The organism is Geodermatophilus sp. DF01-2, assembly GCF_004571065.1.
In the GTDB taxonomy this organism is placed as follows: domain Bacteria; phylum Actinomycetota; class Actinomycetes; order Mycobacteriales; family Geodermatophilaceae; genus Geodermatophilus.
This window is the reverse complement of the sequence record NZ_SPQN01000047.1, coordinates 1-20,421: the sequence shown is the minus strand read 5'-3', so window position 1 is coordinate 20,421 and position 20,421 is coordinate 1. Positions and strand designations below refer to the sequence as shown.

The 20,421-nt window shown below is 72.4% G+C and carries 17 protein-coding genes and 1 pseudogene; 9 read left to right on the top strand and 9 right to left on the bottom strand.

All coding sequences use genetic code 11. The features are described from left to right. Positions 1-39 precede the first annotated feature (39 nt). Positions 40-2,463, top strand: coding sequence for an aerobic carbon-monoxide dehydrogenase large subunit (cutA, locus tag E4P41_RS13250; protein WP_135141719.1), 2,424 nt, complete (start codon positions 40-42; stop codon positions 2,461-2,463). After that, a complete protein-coding gene (locus E4P41_RS13245) occupies positions 2,460-3,107 on the top strand; it encodes a carbon monoxide dehydrogenase subunit G (RefSeq protein ID WP_135141718.1) in 648 nt (215 codons plus the stop codon). Before cutA ends, E4P41_RS13245 begins: the two co-directional genes overlap by 4 nt. A gap of 62 nt (positions 3,108-3,169) precedes the next feature. Here the strand turns inward: E4P41_RS13245 and E4P41_RS13240 are convergent, their stop codons facing one another. The 5 genes and pseudogenes from E4P41_RS13240 to E4P41_RS13220 all read right to left on the bottom strand — a co-directional run bounded on the left by E4P41_RS13240 (position 3,170) and on the right by E4P41_RS13220 (position 9,819). Then, the gene (locus E4P41_RS13240; RefSeq protein ID WP_135141717.1) at positions 3,170-5,404 is read right to left on the bottom strand and encodes a hypothetical protein; all 2,235 of its coding nucleotides are present in this window, start codon (positions 5,402-5,404) and stop codon (positions 3,170-3,172) included. Between the two features lie 852 nt (positions 5,405-6,256). Further along, positions 6,257-7,198, bottom strand: a complete 942-nt coding sequence (locus E4P41_RS13235; protein ID WP_135141716.1) for an oxidoreductase — start codon at positions 7,196-7,198, stop codon at positions 6,257-6,259. Positions 7,199-7,325: 127 nt separating this feature from the next. After that, positions 7,326-7,892, bottom strand: a pseudogene (locus E4P41_RS22690) (hypothetical protein); the annotation flags it as partial. Positions 7,893-8,179: 287 nt separating this feature from the next. Beyond that, positions 8,180-8,932: a hypothetical protein gene (locus tag E4P41_RS13225; RefSeq protein WP_135141714.1), complete on the bottom strand. Its 753-nt coding sequence runs from the start codon at positions 8,930-8,932 to the stop codon at positions 8,180-8,182. Then, positions 8,929-9,819 carry an ABC transporter ATP-binding protein gene (locus E4P41_RS13220; protein ID WP_135141713.1) on the bottom strand — a complete coding sequence of 297 codons (891 nt, stop codon included), beginning with the start codon at positions 9,817-9,819 and terminating at the stop codon, positions 8,929-8,931. The genes E4P41_RS13225 and E4P41_RS13220 overlap by 4 nt, the downstream gene beginning before the upstream one ends. Positions 9,820-10,005: 186 nt before the next feature. On the opposite strand from E4P41_RS13220, the gene E4P41_RS13215 reads away from it, so the two are divergent. Both E4P41_RS13215 and E4P41_RS13210 read left to right on the top strand, forming a co-directional pair. Beyond that, a complete protein-coding gene (locus E4P41_RS13215; protein ID WP_135141712.1) occupies positions 10,006-11,151 on the top strand; it encodes a histidine kinase in 1,146 nt (381 codons plus the stop codon). Next, the gene (locus tag E4P41_RS13210; RefSeq protein ID WP_135141711.1) at positions 11,148-11,810 is read left to right on the top strand and encodes a response regulator transcription factor; all 663 of its coding nucleotides are present in this window, start codon (positions 11,148-11,150) and stop codon (positions 11,808-11,810) included. Before E4P41_RS13215 ends, E4P41_RS13210 begins: the two co-directional genes overlap by 4 nt. Before the next feature lie 177 nt (positions 11,811-11,987). On the opposite strand, the gene E4P41_RS13205 is transcribed toward E4P41_RS13210, so the two are convergent. Beyond that, a complete protein-coding gene (locus E4P41_RS13205) occupies positions 11,988-12,977 on the bottom strand; it encodes an LLM class flavin-dependent oxidoreductase (RefSeq protein ID WP_135141710.1) in 990 nt (329 codons plus the stop codon). A gap of 140 nt (positions 12,978-13,117) precedes the next feature. Here E4P41_RS13205 and E4P41_RS13200 point away from each other — a divergent pair, with 140 nt between their 5' ends. Further along, positions 13,118-14,335: an EAL domain-containing protein gene (locus E4P41_RS13200; RefSeq protein ID WP_135141709.1), complete on the top strand. Its 1,218-nt coding sequence runs from the start codon at positions 13,118-13,120 to the stop codon at positions 14,333-14,335. Here the strand turns inward: E4P41_RS13200 and E4P41_RS13195 are convergent. Next, complete coding sequence (locus E4P41_RS13195; protein WP_209307704.1) at positions 14,325-14,669, bottom strand: hypothetical protein; 345 nt, start codon at positions 14,667-14,669, stop codon at positions 14,325-14,327. The genes E4P41_RS13200 and E4P41_RS13195 overlap by 11 nt on opposite strands. A gap of 167 nt (positions 14,670-14,836) precedes the next feature. Between E4P41_RS13195 and E4P41_RS13190 the strand changes: the two genes are divergently transcribed. Then, a complete protein-coding gene (locus tag E4P41_RS13190; RefSeq protein ID WP_245177319.1) occupies positions 14,837-15,253 on the top strand; it encodes a class E sortase in 417 nt (138 codons plus the stop codon). Positions 15,254-15,423: 170 nt separating this feature from the next. Here the strand turns inward: E4P41_RS13190 and E4P41_RS13185 are convergent, their stop codons facing one another. After that, the gene (locus tag E4P41_RS13185) at positions 15,424-17,265 is read right to left on the bottom strand and encodes an ABC transporter ATP-binding protein (protein ID WP_135141708.1); all 1,842 of its coding nucleotides are present in this window, start codon (positions 17,263-17,265) and stop codon (positions 15,424-15,426) included. A 56-nt stretch (positions 17,266-17,321) separates the two neighbouring features. Between E4P41_RS13185 and E4P41_RS13180 the strand changes: the two genes are divergently transcribed. The 3 genes from E4P41_RS13180 to E4P41_RS13170 are packed head-to-tail and all read left to right on the top strand — an operon-like array spanning position 17,322 to position 19,310. Then, a complete protein-coding gene (locus E4P41_RS13180; RefSeq protein WP_135141707.1) occupies positions 17,322-17,738 on the top strand; it encodes a MarR family transcriptional regulator in 417 nt (138 codons plus the stop codon). 56 nt (positions 17,739-17,794) lie between these two features. Beyond that, a complete protein-coding gene (locus E4P41_RS13175; RefSeq protein ID WP_167761075.1) occupies positions 17,795-18,181 on the top strand; it encodes a DUF1707 domain-containing protein in 387 nt (128 codons plus the stop codon). A gap of 31 nt (positions 18,182-18,212) precedes the next feature. Then, on the top strand, positions 18,213-19,310 hold the full coding sequence (locus tag E4P41_RS13170) for a winged helix DNA-binding domain-containing protein (protein WP_135141706.1): 1,098 nt from the start codon (positions 18,213-18,215) through the stop codon (positions 19,308-19,310). 27 nt (positions 19,311-19,337) lie between these two features. Here E4P41_RS13170 and E4P41_RS13165 read toward each other — a convergent pair. Next, positions 19,338-20,421 (bottom strand): molybdopterin-dependent oxidoreductase (locus E4P41_RS13165; protein ID WP_167761074.1); only part of this gene is annotated, 1,084 nt, incomplete at its 5' end.

The window sequence follows — 20,421 nt, the reverse complement described above, 5'->3', positions numbered from 1 at the left end:
TGCCTTTCGCGCGCGAAAAGCACCGGGAGGGGGACGGCGGTGACGACGAAACTGTTCGGCGAGCCGGTCCGTCGGCGGGAGGACGCCCGGCTCATCACCGGCCGGGGCCGCTACCTCGACGACATCGGTCCCGGTGCGCTGGCCGCCGCCTTCGTGCGCAGCCCGCACGCGCACGCGCGCATCGCCGACATCGACGTCGACGCGGCCCTGGACGTCGAGGGCCTCGTCGCGATCTACACCTACGAGGATCTCACCGGCCCGATGGCCGAGCCGCTGCCGGTGCTGATCCCGCACCCGCAGCTGCACGCCCCGCGCACCGGCTACCCGCTGGCCAACGGCGAGGTCAACCACGTCGGCGAGCCGGTCGTCATGGTCGTCGCGATCGACCGGTACGTCGCCGAGGACGCCGCCGAGCGGATTCTGGTGGGCTACGAGGAGCTGCCGGCCGTCATCGGCGTCGATGCCGCGAGCGCGGCCACGGCCGCCGTGCACGGCGACGTCCCGGACAACGTGGCCGCCCGGCACCATCAGGAGACCGGGGACGTCGAGCCGGCACTGGCCGCGTCACCGCACACGCTCTCCTTCACCCAGTACATCGAGCGCAGCGCCGGCATGCCGATGGAGGGGCGCGGCGTGCACGCCCGCTGGGACGCCGACGACGGCAGCCTGCGGGTGTACACCAGCACCCAGGCGTCGACGTCGGTGCGCGCGGCGATCGCGGCCAAGCTGGAGCTGTCGCTGGACGAGGTCGAGGTCGTGGCGCCGGACGTCGGTGGCGGCTTCGGCGTGAAGATCATGCACCCGTGGCCCGAAGAGCTGCTGGTGCCGATGGCCGCGATCGCGCTGGGTGCGGAGGTGAAGTGGGCCGAGGACCGTCGCGAGCACTTCATCTCCTCGGCGCACGAGCGCCAGCAGAAGCAGGAGATCACCGTCGGGTTCGACGACGAGGGGCGGCTGACCGCGCTCGACGCCCACATCTGGCACGACAACGGCGCGTACACCCCCTACGGGATCATCGTGCCGATCATCACCGCGACCCAGCTGGTCGGCCCCTACGTGATCCCCGTGTACCGGGTGGTCGTCGAGAGCGTCTACACGAACACGGTCATCGTGACGCCGTACCGCGGCGCCGGGCGCCCGCAGGGCTGCTTCGCGATGGAGCGGACGATGGACCGCATCGCCGACGCGCTCGGCCTGGACCGGGCCGTCGTCCGCGAGCGCAACCTCATCCAGCCCGACCAGTTCCCCTACGACCACCACCTGACGTTCCAGGACGGCCGGCCGGTCGTCTACGACTCCGGCGACTACCCGGGGCTGCTGGAGAAGCTGAAGGCGCTGGTCGGGTGGGACGGCGTCGACGCGCTGCGGGACGACGCCGAGGCGCGCGGGAAGCTGCTCGGCGTCGGGATGGCGCTCTACGTCGAGGGCACCGGCCCCGGCCCGTACGAGGGCGGGCACGTGCAGGTGCTGGGCAGCGGCAAGGTGCTGGTCTCCACCGGGTTGACGACGCAGGGCCAGGGGCACGAGACGTCGTTCGCGCAGATCGTGGCCTCCGAGCTCGGGGTGCCGATCGAGGACGTCGAGGTGACCACCGGCGACACCCGGCGCTTCCCCTACGCGGTGGGCACGTTCGCCTCGCGGGCGGCGGTGATGAGCGGCAACGCGATCGCGCTGGCCGCGCGCGGTGTGCGCGAGAAGGCGCTGCGGATCGCCGCCGACGTCCTGGAGGCCGACCCGGAAGACCTGGAGATCTCCGACGGCGTCGTCCAGGTCAGGGGGACGCCGGGGGCCTCGATCCCGCTGCGGACGGTCGCCGTCCTCTCCAACCCGCTGCGCTACGCGTTCGACGAGGCGGCCAAGCAGGCGACGCAGTTCGCCGTCCAGGCCAAGGACGACGAGCCCCCGGTGTCACCGGGGGACGCCCCCGGGCTGGAGCACCGCGACTACTACTCGCCGATCCGGTCGACGTTCGCGTCGGGTGCGCACGCGGCGATCGTGGAGATCGACCCCGCGACGTGGGAGATCGACGTCGTCAAGTACGCGGTGGTGCACGACTGCGGCAACGTGGTGAACCCGATGATCGTCGAGGGCCAGGTGCACGGCGGCGTGGCGCAGGGTGTGGGCGGGGCGCTGTACGAGCGGATGGCCTACGACAGCGACGGGCAGCTGCAGAACGCGTCGTTCATGGACTTCCTGATGCCGTACGCGTCCGAGGTGCCCGACGTGGTGATCGACCACCAGCAGACGCCGTCGCCGCTGAACCCGCTGGGAATCAAGGGCGCCGGCGAGGCCGGCGTGATCCCCGGGTCGGCGGCGCTGGCGTCGGCGATCGAGGACGCGGTGGGACGGCGGATCACCTCCATGCCGATCTCGCCGACCGAGCTGTACGACCTGGTGCGTGACCCTTCTGCGGAACGAACGGCGGTCGCCGAGCGGCGCGCCGGGACTGGAGCGATGGCGTGAACCTCGACGGCTCTGCGGTGCTGCACGCCTCGCCGGAGGAGGTGTGGTCGGCGCTGACCGATCCGGCAGTGCTGGCGCGGACCATCCCGGGGTGTCTGTCGTTGGAGCGGGTCGGCGAGGACGAGTACCGGATGAACGTCGCGGTGGGCGTCGGGGCGGTGAAGGGGACGTACGCCGGCGAGGTGCGGCTGTCGGACCAGCAGCGGCCCGAGTCGTACGTGATGCACGCGTCCGGCGCCGGGGCGCCGGGGCAGGTGCGGGCGACGGTGACGATCGAGCTGACGCCGGACGCCGACGCGACCACGCTGACCTACTCGGCGGACGCCGTGGTCGGTGGGCCGGTGGCGGGTGTAGGGCAGCGGATGATCACCGGGGTCGCCAAGCGGACGGCCGCCCAGTTCTTCACCGCCGTGGACGCCGAGCTGACCGGCACCGTCGTGCCGATCGCCGCCGCCCCGTCGGCGGCCGCGGCGAGCGAGACGGGCGCCGAAGCTCCCGCTGCTCAGCCGGAGGTGTTCACCGGCAAGGCGGGCGTTCCCGCGGGAACGCCCGACCTCCGCACGCTGGCTCTTGGCGCACTAGGCGGCAGCCTCCTGACCCTGCTCGGGGTCGCCGTCGGCTACCGCCTGGGTCGCCGCCCTTAGTGAAGCTATGGCGTATTCAGTCCAACGCGCGCAGAGCTAAGCTAGCATCTGGTCGCGATGGCCTAACCAGACATCGAGTCCGTCTCTAGCCGTTCCCAAAAGGCGGCCACCTCGGACGGCACCGTTGCATCCACATCCAGTCCGGCCATGATTATAGCGGGCGGCACGGTCCGTTCCAGAAACGTCTTGTGCCCACTCGCCTGCCTCACGCGCGGCACAACGAGCCCGGAGTCGATCAACGCTTTCCGGAGGAAAGGCCATGCGCCATCGCGCGTAACGACAGTGAAGTCATTATCCGCAGCCTCAGCCACAAAGTTCGTATGCGCAAACACTTTGCACACACGCTCAAGAAGGTTCAATACTGCCGGGTCCACCCTTCGGGTCGTCAGTTCCGGAGCAGCAGCTGGCAGGCCACACGCGTTGAGTGTGTCTCTAATTTCATTAGGCGAGTACAACCAACGGTCACTCGCATCTCCGCGCAAGATCACGCCTTGGAATGCATCGACCGGAATGTCGCCGATCTCGAGCACTGTCGAAGAAGGTGCCACTACAACTCTTTGAAACAGGCACGGAGTGATCGCTTCGCAGCTCAGGAAACGAGTGCCAGTCAAATCCGTCCCACCGAGATCCAGACCGTCAAGCATGCATGCAACAAATTCGGCGGATCCGAGGGAAATGTCTCCGACCCGGAGTCCGTGAAGCCGAAGGCCCTCATGCCGCTCTCCCGCGAGTCGTCCGCCTGCCAAAAGGCCGGCATTCCGTCGTACACGGTCCATGTCGATGTCTTCGCTCAGAACCGCCGCCGCAAGAAGATCGATAAGACCTTGGCTGGGAATTTCATGGGTCAACTTCCCAGCCAGCAGGGCTGCTTCCTCGGGCAACCTGCCCCGTCGGAGCAAGCGAGCCAACTTCCGCGCATCGCCATCCTCCATTCCTTCGGAGAGCGGGCGTGAAAGGAAGTGCGCGAAGTACACATCATGCTCCCAACCCACACTTCCGGGAAGCGACCCCTCTCTAAGCATGGCGAGATACGGGGCGCGGGTCGCCACTTCTCGGACACCGTCCTCGTCCAAACCTTCCATTTCGCCGAGCAGTGACGCCAACTCTCGGACGGAGGCACGACTAAGCTCCCGCGTCTCTTGACGCCACATCTCAAATGCAAGCTCATCGAAGAAGGAGCGAAGAGCATCGACACTGAGGAGGGGAGACTTTGCCGCCGATAGCAGCTTTCCTGCGTCGCGCTCAAGGTAGGCATTTACGAGCCGATCAAGCAGACCACCCCTCGCTCCTTCGGGGGTGATGCCGCCATCGAGGATGAGATCAGCTGTTCGATCAACAAAGAACGGCTTACCGGCAACTCCTGCTAGCTCTCCACCAGCGAGCGCTTCCTCAACTTGCAGATAGGCTCGCTCCCCGGTCTCGATGCCGAGACCCCGACGATCAGCCTCACCAAGCACAAGTGCCTTACGCTGAGTTGGCCCCCATTCTTTTAGGCGTAAAGGTCGGACGCGCCAGCGTTCGCCCCGTCCAAGGCCACGCCCTACGCGTGCGAGGAATTCCTGTTCGTAGTACGCACTCCGGGCAGCCGCCACGAGCGTCCCGCCGCCCTCTAGTCCACCAATAAAGTCGGCCAAGCTGTTGAAGGCCTCATCGTAAGCCCCCACGCTGCCAATGAGCTCATCGAAACCATCGACTACGAGGGTCAAGGCACCTGTGCGAACCAAAGGTACAGCTGCGTCATAGGAGAATTTGGCCCGAATTCGGTCCAGTTCACCGGCCATCGCTTCGTCCAAGGCCGCCAGTCGACGAGCTTGCGCATCGACGTATAGCCACAGCGACGTCACCTCGCCCGCCAGATACCGGCGGGCTTGGTCGCGCACTACCTGCTTCAACAACACAGTTTTACCGAGCCCGGCATCCGCTGCAACAAAGACCACGTTCGTGAAGTCGGGCGACGACTCAGCCGCCGCGAGAAGAAGAGCTGCCGCGTCCCCGTCGGTTGGGGCAACACCTTCCAGACGCCCCAGGGACGGAATGAAGCCTGGAAATTCTGGAATGACCTGTAGAATGTTTCGCGCGAGAGCGCGAAGGTTTCCCATGCCCTGCCCGGCTAGGAAGCTTCGGTACAGCTGCTCCGCTTCTTCGTCGAAACGTGCATGTGTCGGTCCGCTCTCGTCAAGGCGAAACCTTGCGCTTCGAGATCGGCCGTCCTCGTCCCACGTGGCTCGGACGACATTTTCGCGGACAGGGGAGAAGGACACGCGGGTGCCAGGATCGGCGAAGGCCGCGAGGTCCATCCTTAGTCTACCAAGAGACTCCGACTCCTGCGAACCGGTCAAATTTTGAGCTTCACCATCTTGGCGGGAGCCTTGAGTTATGTTCACCATTGCACATCCGTTAGGGTGGTCACGCGAGTACCTGTCAGGTGGGCGTCGTTGCGTCCACTGGTCCGTTGCCGGAGCCAACGAATGGGACTCGCCCCTTCAGCGCCTAGCGCCAAGACGGCCGGGAAGTAATCCTCATCATCGGCTATAATGCCCAGCATCTCGTATCGACCCGCCAGGAAGTGAGCATCCTGAGCCAACATCTGGTCGACCATTCGCTGCCTGCCGTCTCGATACGTCCCAAGAATGCGCGCAGATGGGCGACAAGCAAGTGCCGTAACCGCCAAGGGGTTCAAGCGAATACCGTGTCGCAATCCTTGAATTCCTCCAATGTGTCGCCGCAGCAGCGAGTACTGCGTCGTGGCAGTTCCGTCGTGGGCGAGGAAACCCCCGTAGAACCGAAGATCCACATCCACCACCTCACCAGCCTCACGGTCCGCTAAGAGTGTTCGCTCCACTAGATCACGAGACAACTCCAGGCTGTCAACGACATCATTCGCCGTCCGGATTCTTGGGGCTAGGGATGAAAGGTCGGCCAGGACGAGGGCGGTGCTGGCCGGCGCCAGCCTGAGACGTGAGCGACGCCCACCTTGGTCCGAGATCATCGGTCCGCCGTGGAACGCTGAGCCGTGCTGGCTACGGCATCGCGTTGTAGATGGCGCAGAGGCGTGCCTCGCTGCGGGAGGAGGTCAGGCGGTAGGAGACGCACGCCGCCGTCCTCACGGCCCAGGGACATCGGCCGGCCGGTCGGACTGAATGCACCGGTCACGGGGCGGAGCGGGCGGCCTCGACATTCAGGGGGAGGCCGGTCTCGCGTTCGGAGACCTCCCACAGCACGTCGATCTTCTCCTGCAGGCGGTGCCGGCGCAGGATCGGCCGCCGCACGGCTGGGCCGTGGGAGCCGTACCGCGGCGCGTACAGCTCACCGCCACGCGCCCGCGGGTCGGTCGCGGCCCGCAACTGCGGCCGGGCGCCCTCGAACGGCGACATGCCCGACCGCGCCGTCATCACCTCGAAGAACGCCCCTACCCAACCGGCGCCGCCCTCCCGCACCGCCCGCGCCTGCAGGTCGGTGTTCGTCAGGCCCGGGTGAGCCAACAGACTCGAAGCCGGAACGCCGGCCGCGGCGAACCGCTGCTGCAGCCCCAGCCCGAAGTGCAGGTTCGCCATCTTCGACCGCGCGTACGCGCTCCACGCTCCGTAACCCCGCTGCAGGTGGACGTCGGCCGGGTCCAGCCGCCGCGCCCGGTGCCGCGCCGTGCTCGTCACCGTCACCACTCGCGCGGCCGGTGCGGCCAGCAGCGCCGGCAAGAGGTGCGCGGTCAGCGCCCAGTGCCCCAGGTGGTTGACGCCGAGCTGCATCTCGAACCCGTCGACCGTCGTCCGCTGCGGCATCGCCATGACCCCGGCGTTGTTCACCAGGATGTCCACGCGGTCGCGCCCGTCCAGCACCGTCCGCGCGGCGGCCGACACGGACGACAGGTCGCCGAGGTCCAGCGGCACCACCTCCAGGGACGCCGACGGGGAGCTCACCCGGATCCGCGCCTCCGCGGCCGCCGTCTTCTCCGGGTCACGGGCAGCGAGAACCACGTGCGCACCCGCACCGGCCAGCGCCAGCGCCGTCTGCAGGCCGAGCCCGCCGTTCGCGCCCGTCACCACCGCGGTGCGCCCGGTCAGGTCAGGGATGTCACGCTCGGTCCAGGCCATCGCGTCGTGGGCTCCTCCCGGGCCGCGTCCAGTGCAGCGAGTGCGTCGTCGTGGGTCACGTCCGTCGGCGCCGCCGTGTCGAGCGTCGCCAGCCAGGCGCTTGTGGCGTGCCCCTGCGGCTGCTGTCTCACTGGCGATCCGGGGGGTGCTCAGCGCGCCACTCGTCGAAGGCCGCGAGGAACGACTCGGCCATGTGCTGCTCGGTGAGCAGCTGCTCGCGGTCACGCGCGTCGAACATCCGCTCGGCGAGTGCGCCGGTGTTGAACTTGATCGCGCGGAAGTAGGGGATGAACGACGACGGCTGGAAGGCCCGCTTCGACGGCCGCGGCCCGGTGTCCGGGGGATCCCACGGCGCGGGCGCCGGCACCGGGTCGAGTCCGAGCGCCTCGACGGCGGCCAGGATCGGCTCGTCGTCCGGACGGTCGGTGAAGTCCCGGGACAGCTCGTGGAACACCTCCCTGCCGTCCGGGGCCACCACGACGACGACCGGTCGGAAGATCGACGCGCCCTCGTCCCAGGCGCCGAGCGGCTTGGCCAACCGCGTGCCGTCGGGGTCGCTGACCCAGCGGTAGGGCAGGTGCCAGGTGCGGTTCATCGCCAGCTGAACCTCCGGCGGGTCGGTGGAGGTCAGCACCACCTCCGCACCGGCGTCGGCGAGGCGGGACAGGGATCGGGCCAGGCGGACCGCCTGGGCGCAGCAGTACGGCTACCAGTCGCCGCGCAGGCCGAGGAGCACGAGGGCGGCGCGCTCGTCGGAGCGCAGGGCCAGCAGGTCGGGGGAGTCCATCGACCGAGCCTAGGAGCGCTCGTGCCGACCCGCCTGGTCAGCCGCCGGCGCGCGCCTCCGCACGCATGGCGACGGCGCTGCGCTGATCCCACCGGACGGCCGAAGCGGAACGGCGTCATCAGGACCAGCCGCCGAGTACACGCTGAGCGCCCTTTCGATCGGATCGAGAGGGCGTTCAGCGTGCGTTCGTTCAACTACTGGACCGCGCGGCGGGAGGTCAGGACCCAGCCGGCCACCGACGCCACGACGACCCACCCGGCGATCACCAGCACCGGCGTCGTCGTCACCCCCGACTGCGCCATCGTCACGATCGCCGTCGCCGGGTCCAGCTTCTCGGCCCACTCAGGCTTGACCGCCTGCAGCACCGGAAGCACGCCGAGCATCGTCAGGTAGGCGCCGGTCAGCGCGGCCGGCGAGTTGCCCAGTGCCGCACCGATCCCGGCGCCGATCACCGCGAACGCCGCACCAGCCGCGACGGCCACCACCACCGCGGGCCCGGCCGCCGTCCAGGCCACCGGGTCGGGGATCAGCCACAGCAGCGCCAGGGACAGCCCCGCCCCGAGCGCGGCGAGCACCGCGCCCTGCAGCGCGAGTGCCAGCGCCTTGGCCAGCAGCACCCGCCCGCGCTGCGGCACGAGGAGGAACATGGTCTGCACGCTCTTGTGCGTCCATTCCCCCGCCGTCGACAGCACGCCGAGCGCCAGCAGGACCAGCGCGGTGAGCATGCCGATGAAGCCGAGCGCGACGGCCGCGGGGAAGGTGCCCTCCCCGGTCAGGCTGGCCAGCACCACCCCCAGCGGCCCGAGGACGACGGCCGCCGTCGCCACCGCCCGGCCGGAGCGGGTGGACAGCGACTTGCGGACCTCCAGCCCGGTCAGCGTGCCGGTCGACGGGGCCGCCGGGCGCGCGGTCCCGGGAGCAGGGAGGGAAGAGACGGTGACGGTCATCGGAGGGACGTCCTCTCGGGAGCGGTGAGGGAGAAGAAGAGGTCCTCGAGCCCGTGCTCGAGGGGACGCAGGTCGGTCAGCACGTGACCGCCCGCGGCGGCCACCGCGCCGACGGCGGCGGGGTCGGCACCGGCGACGAGCAGCGCGCCGTCGTCGCGGTGTTGCACGTGGAACCTCGCGGCCTCCAGGGCGGTAGCGAACGCCGGGACGTCGACCGCGCGCACCGCGGTGCCGTCGGTGCCCAGCAGCGCGGCGATCGGGCCGTCGGCTACGACCCGACCGCCGCCGATCACGACCAGCCGGTCGACGGTGTGCTCGACCTCGCCCAGCAGGTGCGACGACAGCAGCACCGTGCCGCCGCGCGCCGCGTGCCCGCGCAGCAGGTCGCGCATCCATCGGATGCCCTCGGGGTCCAGCCCGTTGGCGGGCTCGTCGAACATGAGCACCGGCGGGTCGGCCAGCAGCGCCGCGGCGATGCCGAGCCGCTGCCGCATGCCCAGCGAGTAGCCGCCGATCCGCTGGCCGGCCGCGTCGGAGAGCCCGACGAGCGACAGCACCTCGTCGACCCGACGGTCGGCCACGCCGACCGTCGCGGCGAGGATGCGCAGGTGGGTGCGTCCGGTCCGGCCAGGGTGCACGGCGCCGGCGTCGAGCAGCGTGCCCATCACCGCACCCGGGTTGGGCAGCGAGGGATAGGGCCGGCCGCCGACCAGCGCCTGCCCGGACGTCGCCGGCACCAGGCCGGTGACCATCCGCATCGTCGTGGTCTTGCCGGCGCCGTTCGGCCCCAGGAAGCCGGTCACCGTGCCCGGCTCCAGCTCGAACGAGACGGCGTCGACGACCGTCCGGTCGCCGTACCTCTTGGTCAGTCCGCTGACCGTGATCATCGGGGTCCTCCTCCGACCGGCGTCTCCGGTTCCGGGAGGAACCTCTCGCTCCGAGGTCTCCGGTCGCGTCGGCCGGGCGGGCAGAACGAGGACTCCGGACGTCGCGACCTCGTCATCCGAAAGTCGACCCGGATCGGCGACGGACGGACGACGGGTCGGTGATCACCGCGCGCCTACGCTCGCCGCATGGCCGTCCGGACGTCGCTGTCGCTGCCCCGGCGCAGCATCGGCGCGGAGCTCGGCCTCGCCGCGTTCGGCGCGGTCACCATCGCCGTCGGCACCGGGATGGAGGCCCCGACGGCGTCCCCCGTGCCGGTGTGGGTCTTCTTCGCCGGCACCCCGGTGCTGACCCTGGCGCTGTTCCTGCTCCGGCGGACGGCGCCGCTCGTGCCGTTCCTCCTCGGCGCGACGCTCACCGCCCTCTCCCCCGTGGTCACCCTCGCGCTGCTGGTCGCCGCCTACGCGATGGGCCGGTACGAGCCCCGCTGGCCGCTGCGCGTGGTCGCCGCCGTGCTCGGCGTCGCGGCCGTCGCCCAGCCGTGGGCCGTCGACACGTGGCAGCTGGCCCTCGGCGCCTTCGTCAGCGCGGCCTTCGCCGTCCTGCTGCCCGGCGCGGTGGGCGCCTGGGTGCGCACCCGCGCCGAGCTGCTCGGTGCGCTGCGCGAACGGGCCGAGCGCGCCGAGGCCGAGCGGGAGCTGCTGGCACGCGACGCCGTCCTCACCGAGCGGACCCGCATCGCCCGGGAGATGCACGACGCCGTCGGGCACCGGGTCAGCCTCATGGTGCTGCAGGCCGGCGCGATCGAGGTGGCCGCGCGGAACCCCGACCGGGTCGAGCAGCTGGCCGGCCAGGTGCAGACGGCGGGACGACGGGCCCTCGAGGAGCTGCGGCAGATGGTCGGCGTGCTGCGCGCCGAGGACGTCGGCGAGGCCGCGCCGCTCGGCCCCCAGCCTGGTCTGGAGGACCTGCCGCGCCTCGTCGCGCAGTCGCGGGAGGCCGGCATGGACGTCGCGCTGACCGGTCCGGCGGAGGGGGCGGCGCCGGTCGACCCGGTCGTCGGGCGCGCCGCCTACCGGATCGTGCAGGAGGCGCTGACCAACGCCGGCAGGCATGCGCCCGGCGGCGAGGTGCAGGTGACGGTCGAGCGGCCGGCCGGCGAGCTCGTCGTCCGGGTGCTCAACGGGCCACCGGTCCGGCGCGCCGAGCCGGTCCCGGGAGGCGGCTACGGCCTGGTGGGGTTGGGTGAGCGGGTGCGCACACTGGGCGGCCGGCTCACGGCCGAGCCACGGCTGGACGGCGGGTTCGCGGTGGAGGCGGTGCTGCCGACATGAGCGACGTCCGGGTGCTGCTCGTCGACGACGAGGAGCTGGTGCGCTTCGGGCTGCGCACGGTACTGGAGTCGACCGGCGGCTTCGAGATCGTCGGCGAGGCCGGCAACGGGGCGGACGGCGTGCGGGCGGCGCGGGAGCTGCGGCCGGACGTCGTCCTCGTCGACATCCGCATGCCGGTCATGGACGGGCTGGCGGCGACGAGGCAGATCCTCGCGCTGCCCGAGCCGCCGCAGGTCGCCGTCCTCACGACGTTCCACGTGGACGAGTACGTGTACGCGGCGCTGGCCGCCGGGGCCGCCGGCTTCCTGCTCAAGGACACGCCGCCGCGTGAGATCGCCGCCGCGGTGCGCGCGGTCGCCGACGGGACGGCGACCCTCTCGCCGGCCGTGACGGCGGCCCTCATCGACAGCTACGTCGACCGCCGGGCGGCACCGCGACGGGCGGGGGCCCTGCGCCGGGTGGAGGGGCTCTCCGACCGCGAGCGCGAGGTGCTGCAACTGCTGGGCAGCGGGGAGTCGAACGCCGAGCTGGCGAGGCGGCTCTACGTCAGCGAGGCCACGGTGAAGACGTACGTCTCGCGGCTGCTCACCAAGCTGGAGCTGGCCAACCGCACGCAGGCCGCGATCCTCGCCCACGAGGCCGGCCTGCTGGAGGACTGAGCCGTTTCCACGAGACGATCGACCGGGGTCGTCGCCTGCTCCGCCGTCCTCACCGGACCGTCGCCTACCTCGCGCTGTACCGCGAGGTAGGCGACCACGAGGTGAGGACGGCGGCCGGCGTGCCTGTGCACCGCGGCTGCGTCCCCGAGCGGGGGAAGAACCCGGGCGGGCAGCCACTCAGGCGGGAACGGTCTCCATCGCCTCGGCGGTGAGCTCCACCGAGCGCAGCCGGCCCTCCACGCCGGGGAACTGGTGGGCGACGATCAGCTCGTCGGCGTCGGCCTCCTTCGCGAACCGCGACAGGTGCTCGCGCACCTCGGCCGGCGTGCCGACGGCGGTGTGGGTCAGCATCGTGTCGACGTGCGCCCCGGCCGCCGAGGAGAGCAGCAGCTGCGCCTCGTCGTCCGAGAGCGACCGGCCCCGGCCGAACAGGCCGACGGCGAGCCTCCGGCGGGCGGCGGCGTACGCCTCCTCCGCGGCGGAGCGGCTGTCGGCGGCCACCGCGTTCACGCCGGCGATCACGTACGGCGCGGCGAGCTGCGCCGACGGCTGGAACTCGCGCCGGTAGGCCTCCACCGCGGGTCGCAGCATCGCCGGCGCGAAGTGCGAGGCGAACGCGTAGGGCAGGCCCAGCGCGGCGGCGAGCGTCGCGCCGAACATCGAGGAGCCGAGCACGTACAGCGGCACGTTCGAGCCCTTGCCCGGGACCGCGTCGACGCCGGGGACCCTCGACGAACCCGTCAGGTAGCCCTGGAGCTCGAGCACGTCCTGCGGGAAGCGGTCGGCCGAGCGCGGGTCGCGGCGCAGCGCGTACATCGTGTTCTGGTCCGAGCCGGGCGCCCGCCCCAGCCCCAGGTCGATCCGGCCGGGGTACATCGCGTCGAGGGTGCCGAACTGCTCGGCGATGGTCAGCGGTGAGTGGTTGGGCAGCATGACGCCGCCGGCGCCGAGCCGGATGGACGACGTCTGCGCGCCGACGTGCGCGATCAGCACGCTGGTCGCCGAGGAGGCGATCGTCGGCATGTTGTGGTGCTCGGCGTACCAGACCCGGCGGTAGCCGGACCGCTCCGCGCACCGGGCGAGTGCGACGCTCGCCGCGATGCTGTCGGCCGGCGTCTGACCCCTGGGGATCGGCGCCAGGTCGAGGACGGACAACGGGATGCTCATGTGCTCTCGAGACCTCTCAGCTGGTGTTGCCATGCGAAACCACCGCCGTGGCCCGGTCCTTCCCCTCCCCCAACGGGTGAGGGGGCTCCAGCTCCGCTGCCGGCCGGCCGATGACCGTGCTGGACGAGAGGAGGCCGCCAGTGCGCACGAAGCGTTCGGCCGCCGAGCGGCAGATCGCCGACCTGCTGGTGACCGCGAAGAAGTCGCTGGACCTGAGTGTCGCCTTCCTCAGCCGCCTGGACGGCACGACCCAGCACCTGGAGGTCGTGGAGTCCGCGGTGCCGTTCATCCGGGACGGGGTGACCCAGCGGCAGGGCACGTCCTTCTGCCAGGCGATCCTCGACGGCAGACTGCCGGCGGTCATCCCCGACGTGAGGCGCAACCCGGTGGCGATGGAGCTGCCCGCGGCCCGCATCCCGCGGATCCGCAGCTACGTCTCCGCCCCCGTGACCCTCAGCGACGGCAGCCTCTACGGCACCTTCTGCGCGTTCGGGTTCGCCTCCGACAAGGAGCTCGGCAAGCGCGACGTGGCTCTCATGAAGGTCCTGGCCGGCGCCGCGGCGGTCATCGTCGAGCCCGAGGTCCGCGCCCAGGAGCGGCGCGCCGAGATCGAGGGCCGGCTCGACCGGCTCATCGCCGCCGGCGGCCCGGTCATCCACCTGCAGCCGATCGTCGACCTCGCCACCGGCACCCGCGTCGGCGCCGAGGCGCTGTCCCGCTTCCCCGTCGACTGGGGCCTGACCCCGGACGTCGTCTTCGCCGAGGCGCACAGCGTCGGGCTGGGCCACGTCCTGGAGCTCCAGGCCCTCGAGGGCGCCGCCGCACACCTGGACCGGGTCGGCGGCTACGTCGCCATGAACGTCTCTCCGGCCACGCTGCTCACCGCCGGCTGCGCCCGGCTGCTGCGCCGGCTGCCGCTGGAGCGGGTCGTCCTGGAGCTCACCGAGCACGACGAGGTCGAGGACTACGACGAGCTCGCCGCCGCCCTCGCCCCGTTCCGGGCCGCCGGACTCCGGCTGGCCATCGACGACGTCGGCGCCGGCTTCTCCTCGCTGCGGCACATCGTGGCGACCGCCCCCGACGTCATCAAGCTCGACCGCAGCATCGCCAGCGGCGTGGCCTCCGACCGGGTGCTCTCCACCCTGGTCGGCTCGCTGGCCACCTTCGCGCACGGCTCCGGTGCCCGGGTGGTCGCCGAGGGCGTGGAGACGGTGGACGACGCCGCCGCGCTGCGGGCGCTGGGCGTCGACTACGGCCAGGGCTGGTTCTTCGGCCGGCCCGGCCCGCCCGAGGCGCTCGCCGTCCCCGCGCCCCGCACGCCGGCCGTCGCCGTCCCTGCTGCAGCGCTCAGCCGCTGACGGTGTCCTCGTACTCGGCGCCCATCGCGCCGGTCTCCACCACGTCGCCGCGCACCAGCCGCGCCCCGTGCCAGCCGACCGAGGTCAGGGTGCGCGAGACGACGTGCTCGGTCCGCGTGTTCAGCGCCTCGGCCACCGGGTCGTCCTCGATGGGCGTCTGCGGCCAGGCCGCCGCGAAGACCTCGTAGGTCCCCCGGCCCAGCAGGAAGTCCTCCACCCCGGCGGACCACGCGTCCATCTGGGCGCCCAGGGTCTCCTCGATCGACGGCACCAGCCACCCGCCGGAACGGAAGCCGCCGGAGGTGTCCTCGTCCGGCCCGCCCGGAGCCTGCACGACCCCGTCCAGGGTCGTGACCTCTTCAGCGACCGCGCCCAGGACCGGGTGGCCGAGGAACTCCGCGACGACTGGGCGACCCCCGGGTCGCCTGATCCCGAGTTCGACTTCGGGCAGGCCTTCGCCTTCGTGCACATCCCGCGCTTCGGCGAGGACTGGACCGCGCCGTGGTCGAGGGCACCGACCCCGAGGAGCTCGAGGACGGCCCCGGCCACTACGTCGGCTCGGCGATGCCCGGCGAGCAGGGGAACTTCGCCATGGCCGGTCACCGCGTCGGCCGTGGCAGCCCGTTCATCGCTCTCGACGTCCTGGAACCCGGCGACCCCGTCGTCGTGGAGACCGTGGACACCTGGCACGTCTACCGGGTGACGACGACGGCCGTCGTCGACCCGAGCGAGAGCAGCGTCGTCGCACCCACGCCCGGCGGGGCGATGGACGGCGACCCGACCGGGGCCTTCCTCACCATGACCACCTGCCATCCGAAGTTCTCCACCCGCGAGCGGCTCGTCGTTCACGGGGCGCTGGAGGACTCGGTTCCCAAGGCGGAGTCGCCGGACGACCCCAGCGCCCTCCAGGAGGTCTGAGCGTGTACTCCTGATCTGGCGCCACCTGGCCGGGCCCCTCGCGGTGCGGGTGACGACGGCCCTGCTGCTGGTCCTCGCTGCCGCGGGCGCTGCTGCTCTCGTCGTCCTCCCGGCGCTGGACGACGCGAGGGGCCTGTGGTCACCGACGCTCTGACGACCGCTCCGGCAGCTCAGGCGGCCAGCGCCACGGCGCGGTCGCCGGCGGCCACCAGGGCGGCGTACCGGCCGCCGCGGGCGAGGAGTTCCTCGTGCGGACCGCTCTCCACGACCCGGCCGCCGGCGAGGACGGCGATCCGGTCGGCGGAGCGCACGGTCGAGAGCCGGTGCGCGATGGTGATCGTCGTCCGGCCCCGGCTGGCCTCGTCGAGCGCGGCCTGCACCGCCCGCTCGGTGCCGGTGTCCAGGGCGCTGGTCGCCTCGTCGAGCACCAGCACCCGCGGGTCGCGCAGCAGCGTCCGGGCGATCGCCAGCCGCTGCTTCTCCCCGCCGGAGAAGCGGTGCCCGCGCGCGCCGACGACGGTCTCGTAGCCGTCGGGCAGCGCGGCGACGACGTCGTGCACCTGGGCGCGGCGGGCGGCGTCCTCGATCTCCGCGTCGGACGCGTCGGGCCGGGCGTGCCGCAGGTTCTCCCGCACCGTCGTGTGCAGCAGGTAGGTCTCCTGCGCGACGACGCCGACCACCCGCGACAGCGTGGCCAGGGAGAGGTCGCGCAGGTCGACGCCGTCGACGGTGACCCGGCCCGCGGTCGGGTCGGCCAGCCGGGCGACCAGCGAGGCCAGCGTGCTCTTGCCCGAGCCGGTCTCCCCCACCAGCGCCAGCGTCGTCCCGGCAGGGACGGCGAGGTCGACGCCGTCCAGCGCGGGCCGGTGGCCGTCGGGGTAGGTGAACGAGACGCCCTCCAGCCGCACCTCGCCGCGCACCCGCGCCGGGTCCAGCGGCACCGGGTCGGCCGGGTCGTCGACCTCCACGGGCAGGTCCAGGTACTCGAACACCCGGCTGAACAGGGCCATCGAGGCGGTCACCGAGACGCCGACGTCGAGCAGGCCCATGAGCGGGCGGAACAGCGTGCCCTGCAGCGCGGTGAAGGCGACGAGCGTGCCGATGGTCATGCCGCCGGAGGTGACCGGCAGGCCCGCGGCGAGGTAGATCAGCGCCGGGATGCCGGCGAAGACGATGCTCATCGTGGCCATCCGCCACCGCCCGGCCAGCTGCGCGCGCACCTCGAGGCCGACGAGATCCTCCGACGTCGCGGCGAAGCGGCGCGACTGGGCGGGGCCGGCGCCGAGGGTCTTGCCGAGCAGCACCCCGCTGACGGAGAGCCCCTCCTCCACCTGCGCGTGCAGGTCGGCCAGGTGCCGCTGGCGCTGCGCGGTGACCGCGCGGCGCATCCGCGCCACCTTGCGGGTCAGCAGCACCGCCGGCGGCAGGACGACGAGGGAGAGCAGCGACAGCCGCCAGGACAGCACCACCATCGCGACGATCGTGCCGACGACGGTGGTCGCGTTGGACGCCAGCGACGTCGCCGTCGTGGTCACCACCGACTGCATGCCGGCGATGTCGTGGGTCAGCCGCGACTGCACCTCGCCACCGCGCGTGCGGGTGAAGAACCCCAGCGACTGCCGCTGCAGGTGGTCGAACACCGCCGTCCGCAGGCCGTGCATGACCCGCTGGCCGACCGTCGTCGACAGCCAGGTCTGCACCACGCCGAGGACGGCGGTGGTCGCGGCGACCGCGAGCATGGCGGCGACCGCCCAGACCAGCAGGCGCACGTCCTGCCGGGGCAGCGCCTCGTCGATCACCAGCCGGACGAGGAACGGCGTGGCCAACGCCACCACGGACGAGGCGACGATGAGCGCCACGACCACGGCGACCTGCCAGCGGAAGGGTGCGAACAGCGCGGTCACCCGGCGCAGCGGCACCGGGTTGCGCTCCAGCTGGGCGCGGTCGGCGGGGTCGACGGTGCGCCCGGAGCGCCCGCCGCCCGATCCCGTGGTCCCGTCGATGGCGACCACCTCCCCTCGCCGATACTGAGGATACCTCACAGTGAGGCAGCCACTAGGCTGCTCGCATGTCGGACGACGACGCCGAGGCGCTGGGTGAGCTGCTTCTGCGGGTCGCCCGGACGCAGCGCCGGCGGTGGCGCGACACCCTGGCGCCCTGGGAGCTCTCGCCGCACCACGCCCGCGCCCTGCGCGTCGTCGTCGACCGGGCCGGCACCCGGCTCTCCGACCTCGCCGAGGCCCTGCACATCGCCCCGCGCTCGGCCACCGAGGTCGCCGACGCGCTGCAGGCCCGTGGGCTGGTGGAGCGGGCGCCCGACCCCACCGACCGGCGCGCGGTGGTGCTGACGCCGACGGCCGAGGGGCGCCGGGCGCAGGAGGAGATCGCCGCCGCCCGGGCCGCCGACACCCGGGACCTCTTCGGCCGGCTCGACGCCGCCGACCGTGCTGCGCTGGCCCGGATCCTGCATGCGCTGACCGACTGAACTCGCTCTTGCGGTCGTGCGGACGGTTCTGCGGCGCTGCAGGACCGCAAGAGCGCGTGCGACACCGCAGAAGCCACACCCTGCGCCGGGCCGTGGCCGCCGGGCAGCTCGACCTGCCCGAGTTCGACACCCGCGTGCAGTCGGCGTGGGCCGCCCGGACCCGCGGCGAGCTGGCCCGGGTGACCCGCGACCTGCCCGAGCCACCGCCCGGCCCGCCGTCGCCGCCACCGCTGGGACGGGCGTTCTCCGCCGACGGCGCCGGCACCGCGATGCGGGTGCTGACGATCGTCTGGGCGAGCATCACGGCGGTGAACCTCGTGGTGTGGGGGCTGGTGTCGTTCACCAGTGACGGCGACGTCCACCCGTGGTGGATCTGGCTGAGCGTCCCCGGCGCCGCCCTGCTCGTCCTCTACACCGTGGGCATCGGCCGGCCGAGGCGCTGACGCCGTCGTCCCCCGCCGCTACGGTCCGGCCGTGACCGCGACCCTGACCCGCCGGCAGGTGCTCGACCTGCGGGTGCACGCCCAGCAGCTCGGCCGCCTCTCCGGCAGCATCGCCGACACCGCCGTCCTCGACCTCGGCGTCCAAGACACCGGGCCGGACGGCGGACTGTGGGCGCTGGCGCTGCGCGGGGTGGAGGTGCGGGCGCTCGCCGGCGACGAACCGGCCACCGTGTGGACGATCCGCGGCGCTCCGCACCTGTACCGCCGGGACGACCTCCCAGGGGTCGCCGCGGCCACCGCGCCGTTCTCCGACGCCGACGCCGGCAAGCGGATCTACGACGCGTCGAAGCCGCTCAAGGCCGCCGGCATCGGCAACCTCGAGGCGCTGGACGCCGTCGCTGCGGCTCTGCGGTCGGTGGTGACCGCCCCGACGGTCAAGGGCGAGGTCTCGGCGCGGGTGACCGGGATGATGTCGGCGCCGTACCTGCGGTCCTGCCGCCCGTGCGACGCCACGCACCTGTTCGAGATGCCGTTCCGGCTGGCCGCCCTGCGCGCCGGTCTGGAGCTGCAGCCCGGCACCTCGCCGCCGGTCCTGCGCCCGGCGCCGGGGCTGGTGCCGACCGAGGCGGTGCCGCCGCAGCTGGACGTCGTCCGCGGCTACCTGCACCTGCTCGGCCCGGCGAGGCCGCAGCAGGTCGCCGGTTACCTCGACGCACCGGTCGCGGACGTGCGGGCCCGGTGGCCGGAGGACGCCGTCGAGGTCTCGGTGGACGGCGAGCGGCGCTGGCTGCTCGCCGAGGACGCCGACCGGCTCGGCGACGTCCCACCCGCCTCCGGCGTGCACCTGCTCGGCCCGTTCGACCTGTTCCTGCAGGCCCGCGACCGGCCACTGCTGGTGCCGGAACGCGACCGGGCCAAGGCGCTGTGGCCGGTGCTCGGCCGTCCCGGCGCCGTGCTCGTCGACGGCGACGTCGCCGGCACCTGGCGCCCCCGCAAGACCGGCTCGAGGCTCACCGTGGCGGTCGACCTCTGGGCCGCCCCGGTCGCCCGGGAGGCGGTCACCGAGGCCGCCGAGCGGCTGGCCGCCTTCCGCGGGGTCGCGCTGAAGGCCGTCGAGGTCACCGGCTGACGACGGCGACCGGGCGGTGGCCCGGAGTCAGACCGGCTCGACCAGCACCTCGATGACCGGGTACCCGGACGCACCGTCCGGAGCGACCGGGGTCCGCTGGTCGGTCTGCACCTCGCCCGCCCCGTCGGTGGCCCGCGCGGCGATCCGGTGGACGCCGGGTGTGGCGTCCCAGGGCAGCACCCACTGCCGCCAGACGTCGACATCGTAGGGCGCCGCCAGCTCGGCCTCCTGCCACGGGCCGTCGTCGATGCGCACCTCGACCCGCTCGATCCCGCGGGTGGGCGCCCAGGCCACCCCGGCGATCGGTGTCGGTCCCGCCGGGACCGCCGTGCCCCGGGTCGGGACGTCGATCCGGGACTGCGTCTTGATCGGGCCCTCCTTGGCCCAGCCGCGCGGGATCCAGTAGCCGTCGACGTCCCAGGTGGTCAGCTCGATCGCCGAGAGCCACTTGGTGGCCGACACGTAGCCGTACAGCCCGGGCACGACCAGGCGGGCGGGGAACCCGTGCTCGGCCGGCAGCGGCTCCCCGTTCATCCCGACGGCGACCATCGCCTCCTCGAGGTCGAGGGCCGTGATCGTCGGGAAGCCGGCCGTGAAGCCGTCGACCGAGCGACCGATCAGCTGGACGGCGCCCTCCTGCAGGCCGGCCCGCTCCAGCAGCGCCCGCAGCGACACGCCCTGCCAGCGGGCGTTGCCTACGAGGTCGCCGCCGACCGGGTTGGAGACGCACGCCAGCGTGATGTCGGCCTCGATCTGCGGCATCTCCATCAGGTCGGCGTAGGTCAGCGTGTAGGGGCGGTCGACCAGGCCACGGATCTCCAGCTGCCAGGTGGCCGGGTCGACGATGGGCACGCGCAGCGCGGTGTCGATCCGGTAGAAGCGCTCGTTGGGGATGAACAGCGGGGTGAGGCCGGGGACCTCCAGGTCCGCGCCGGGCGGCACGGGGCCCGCCGGCCGGACCGGCCGGGGCAGCCGGATGGCCGCCCGCACCCGCGCCAGCCCCTCCCGCCCGGTGAGCAGCCAGCCGCCGACCCCGGCGACGAGGGCCAGCGCCGCCGTACCGCCCGCGGCCACGAGGAACCGCCGGCGGGCCACGCCCGGCGCGGCCGTG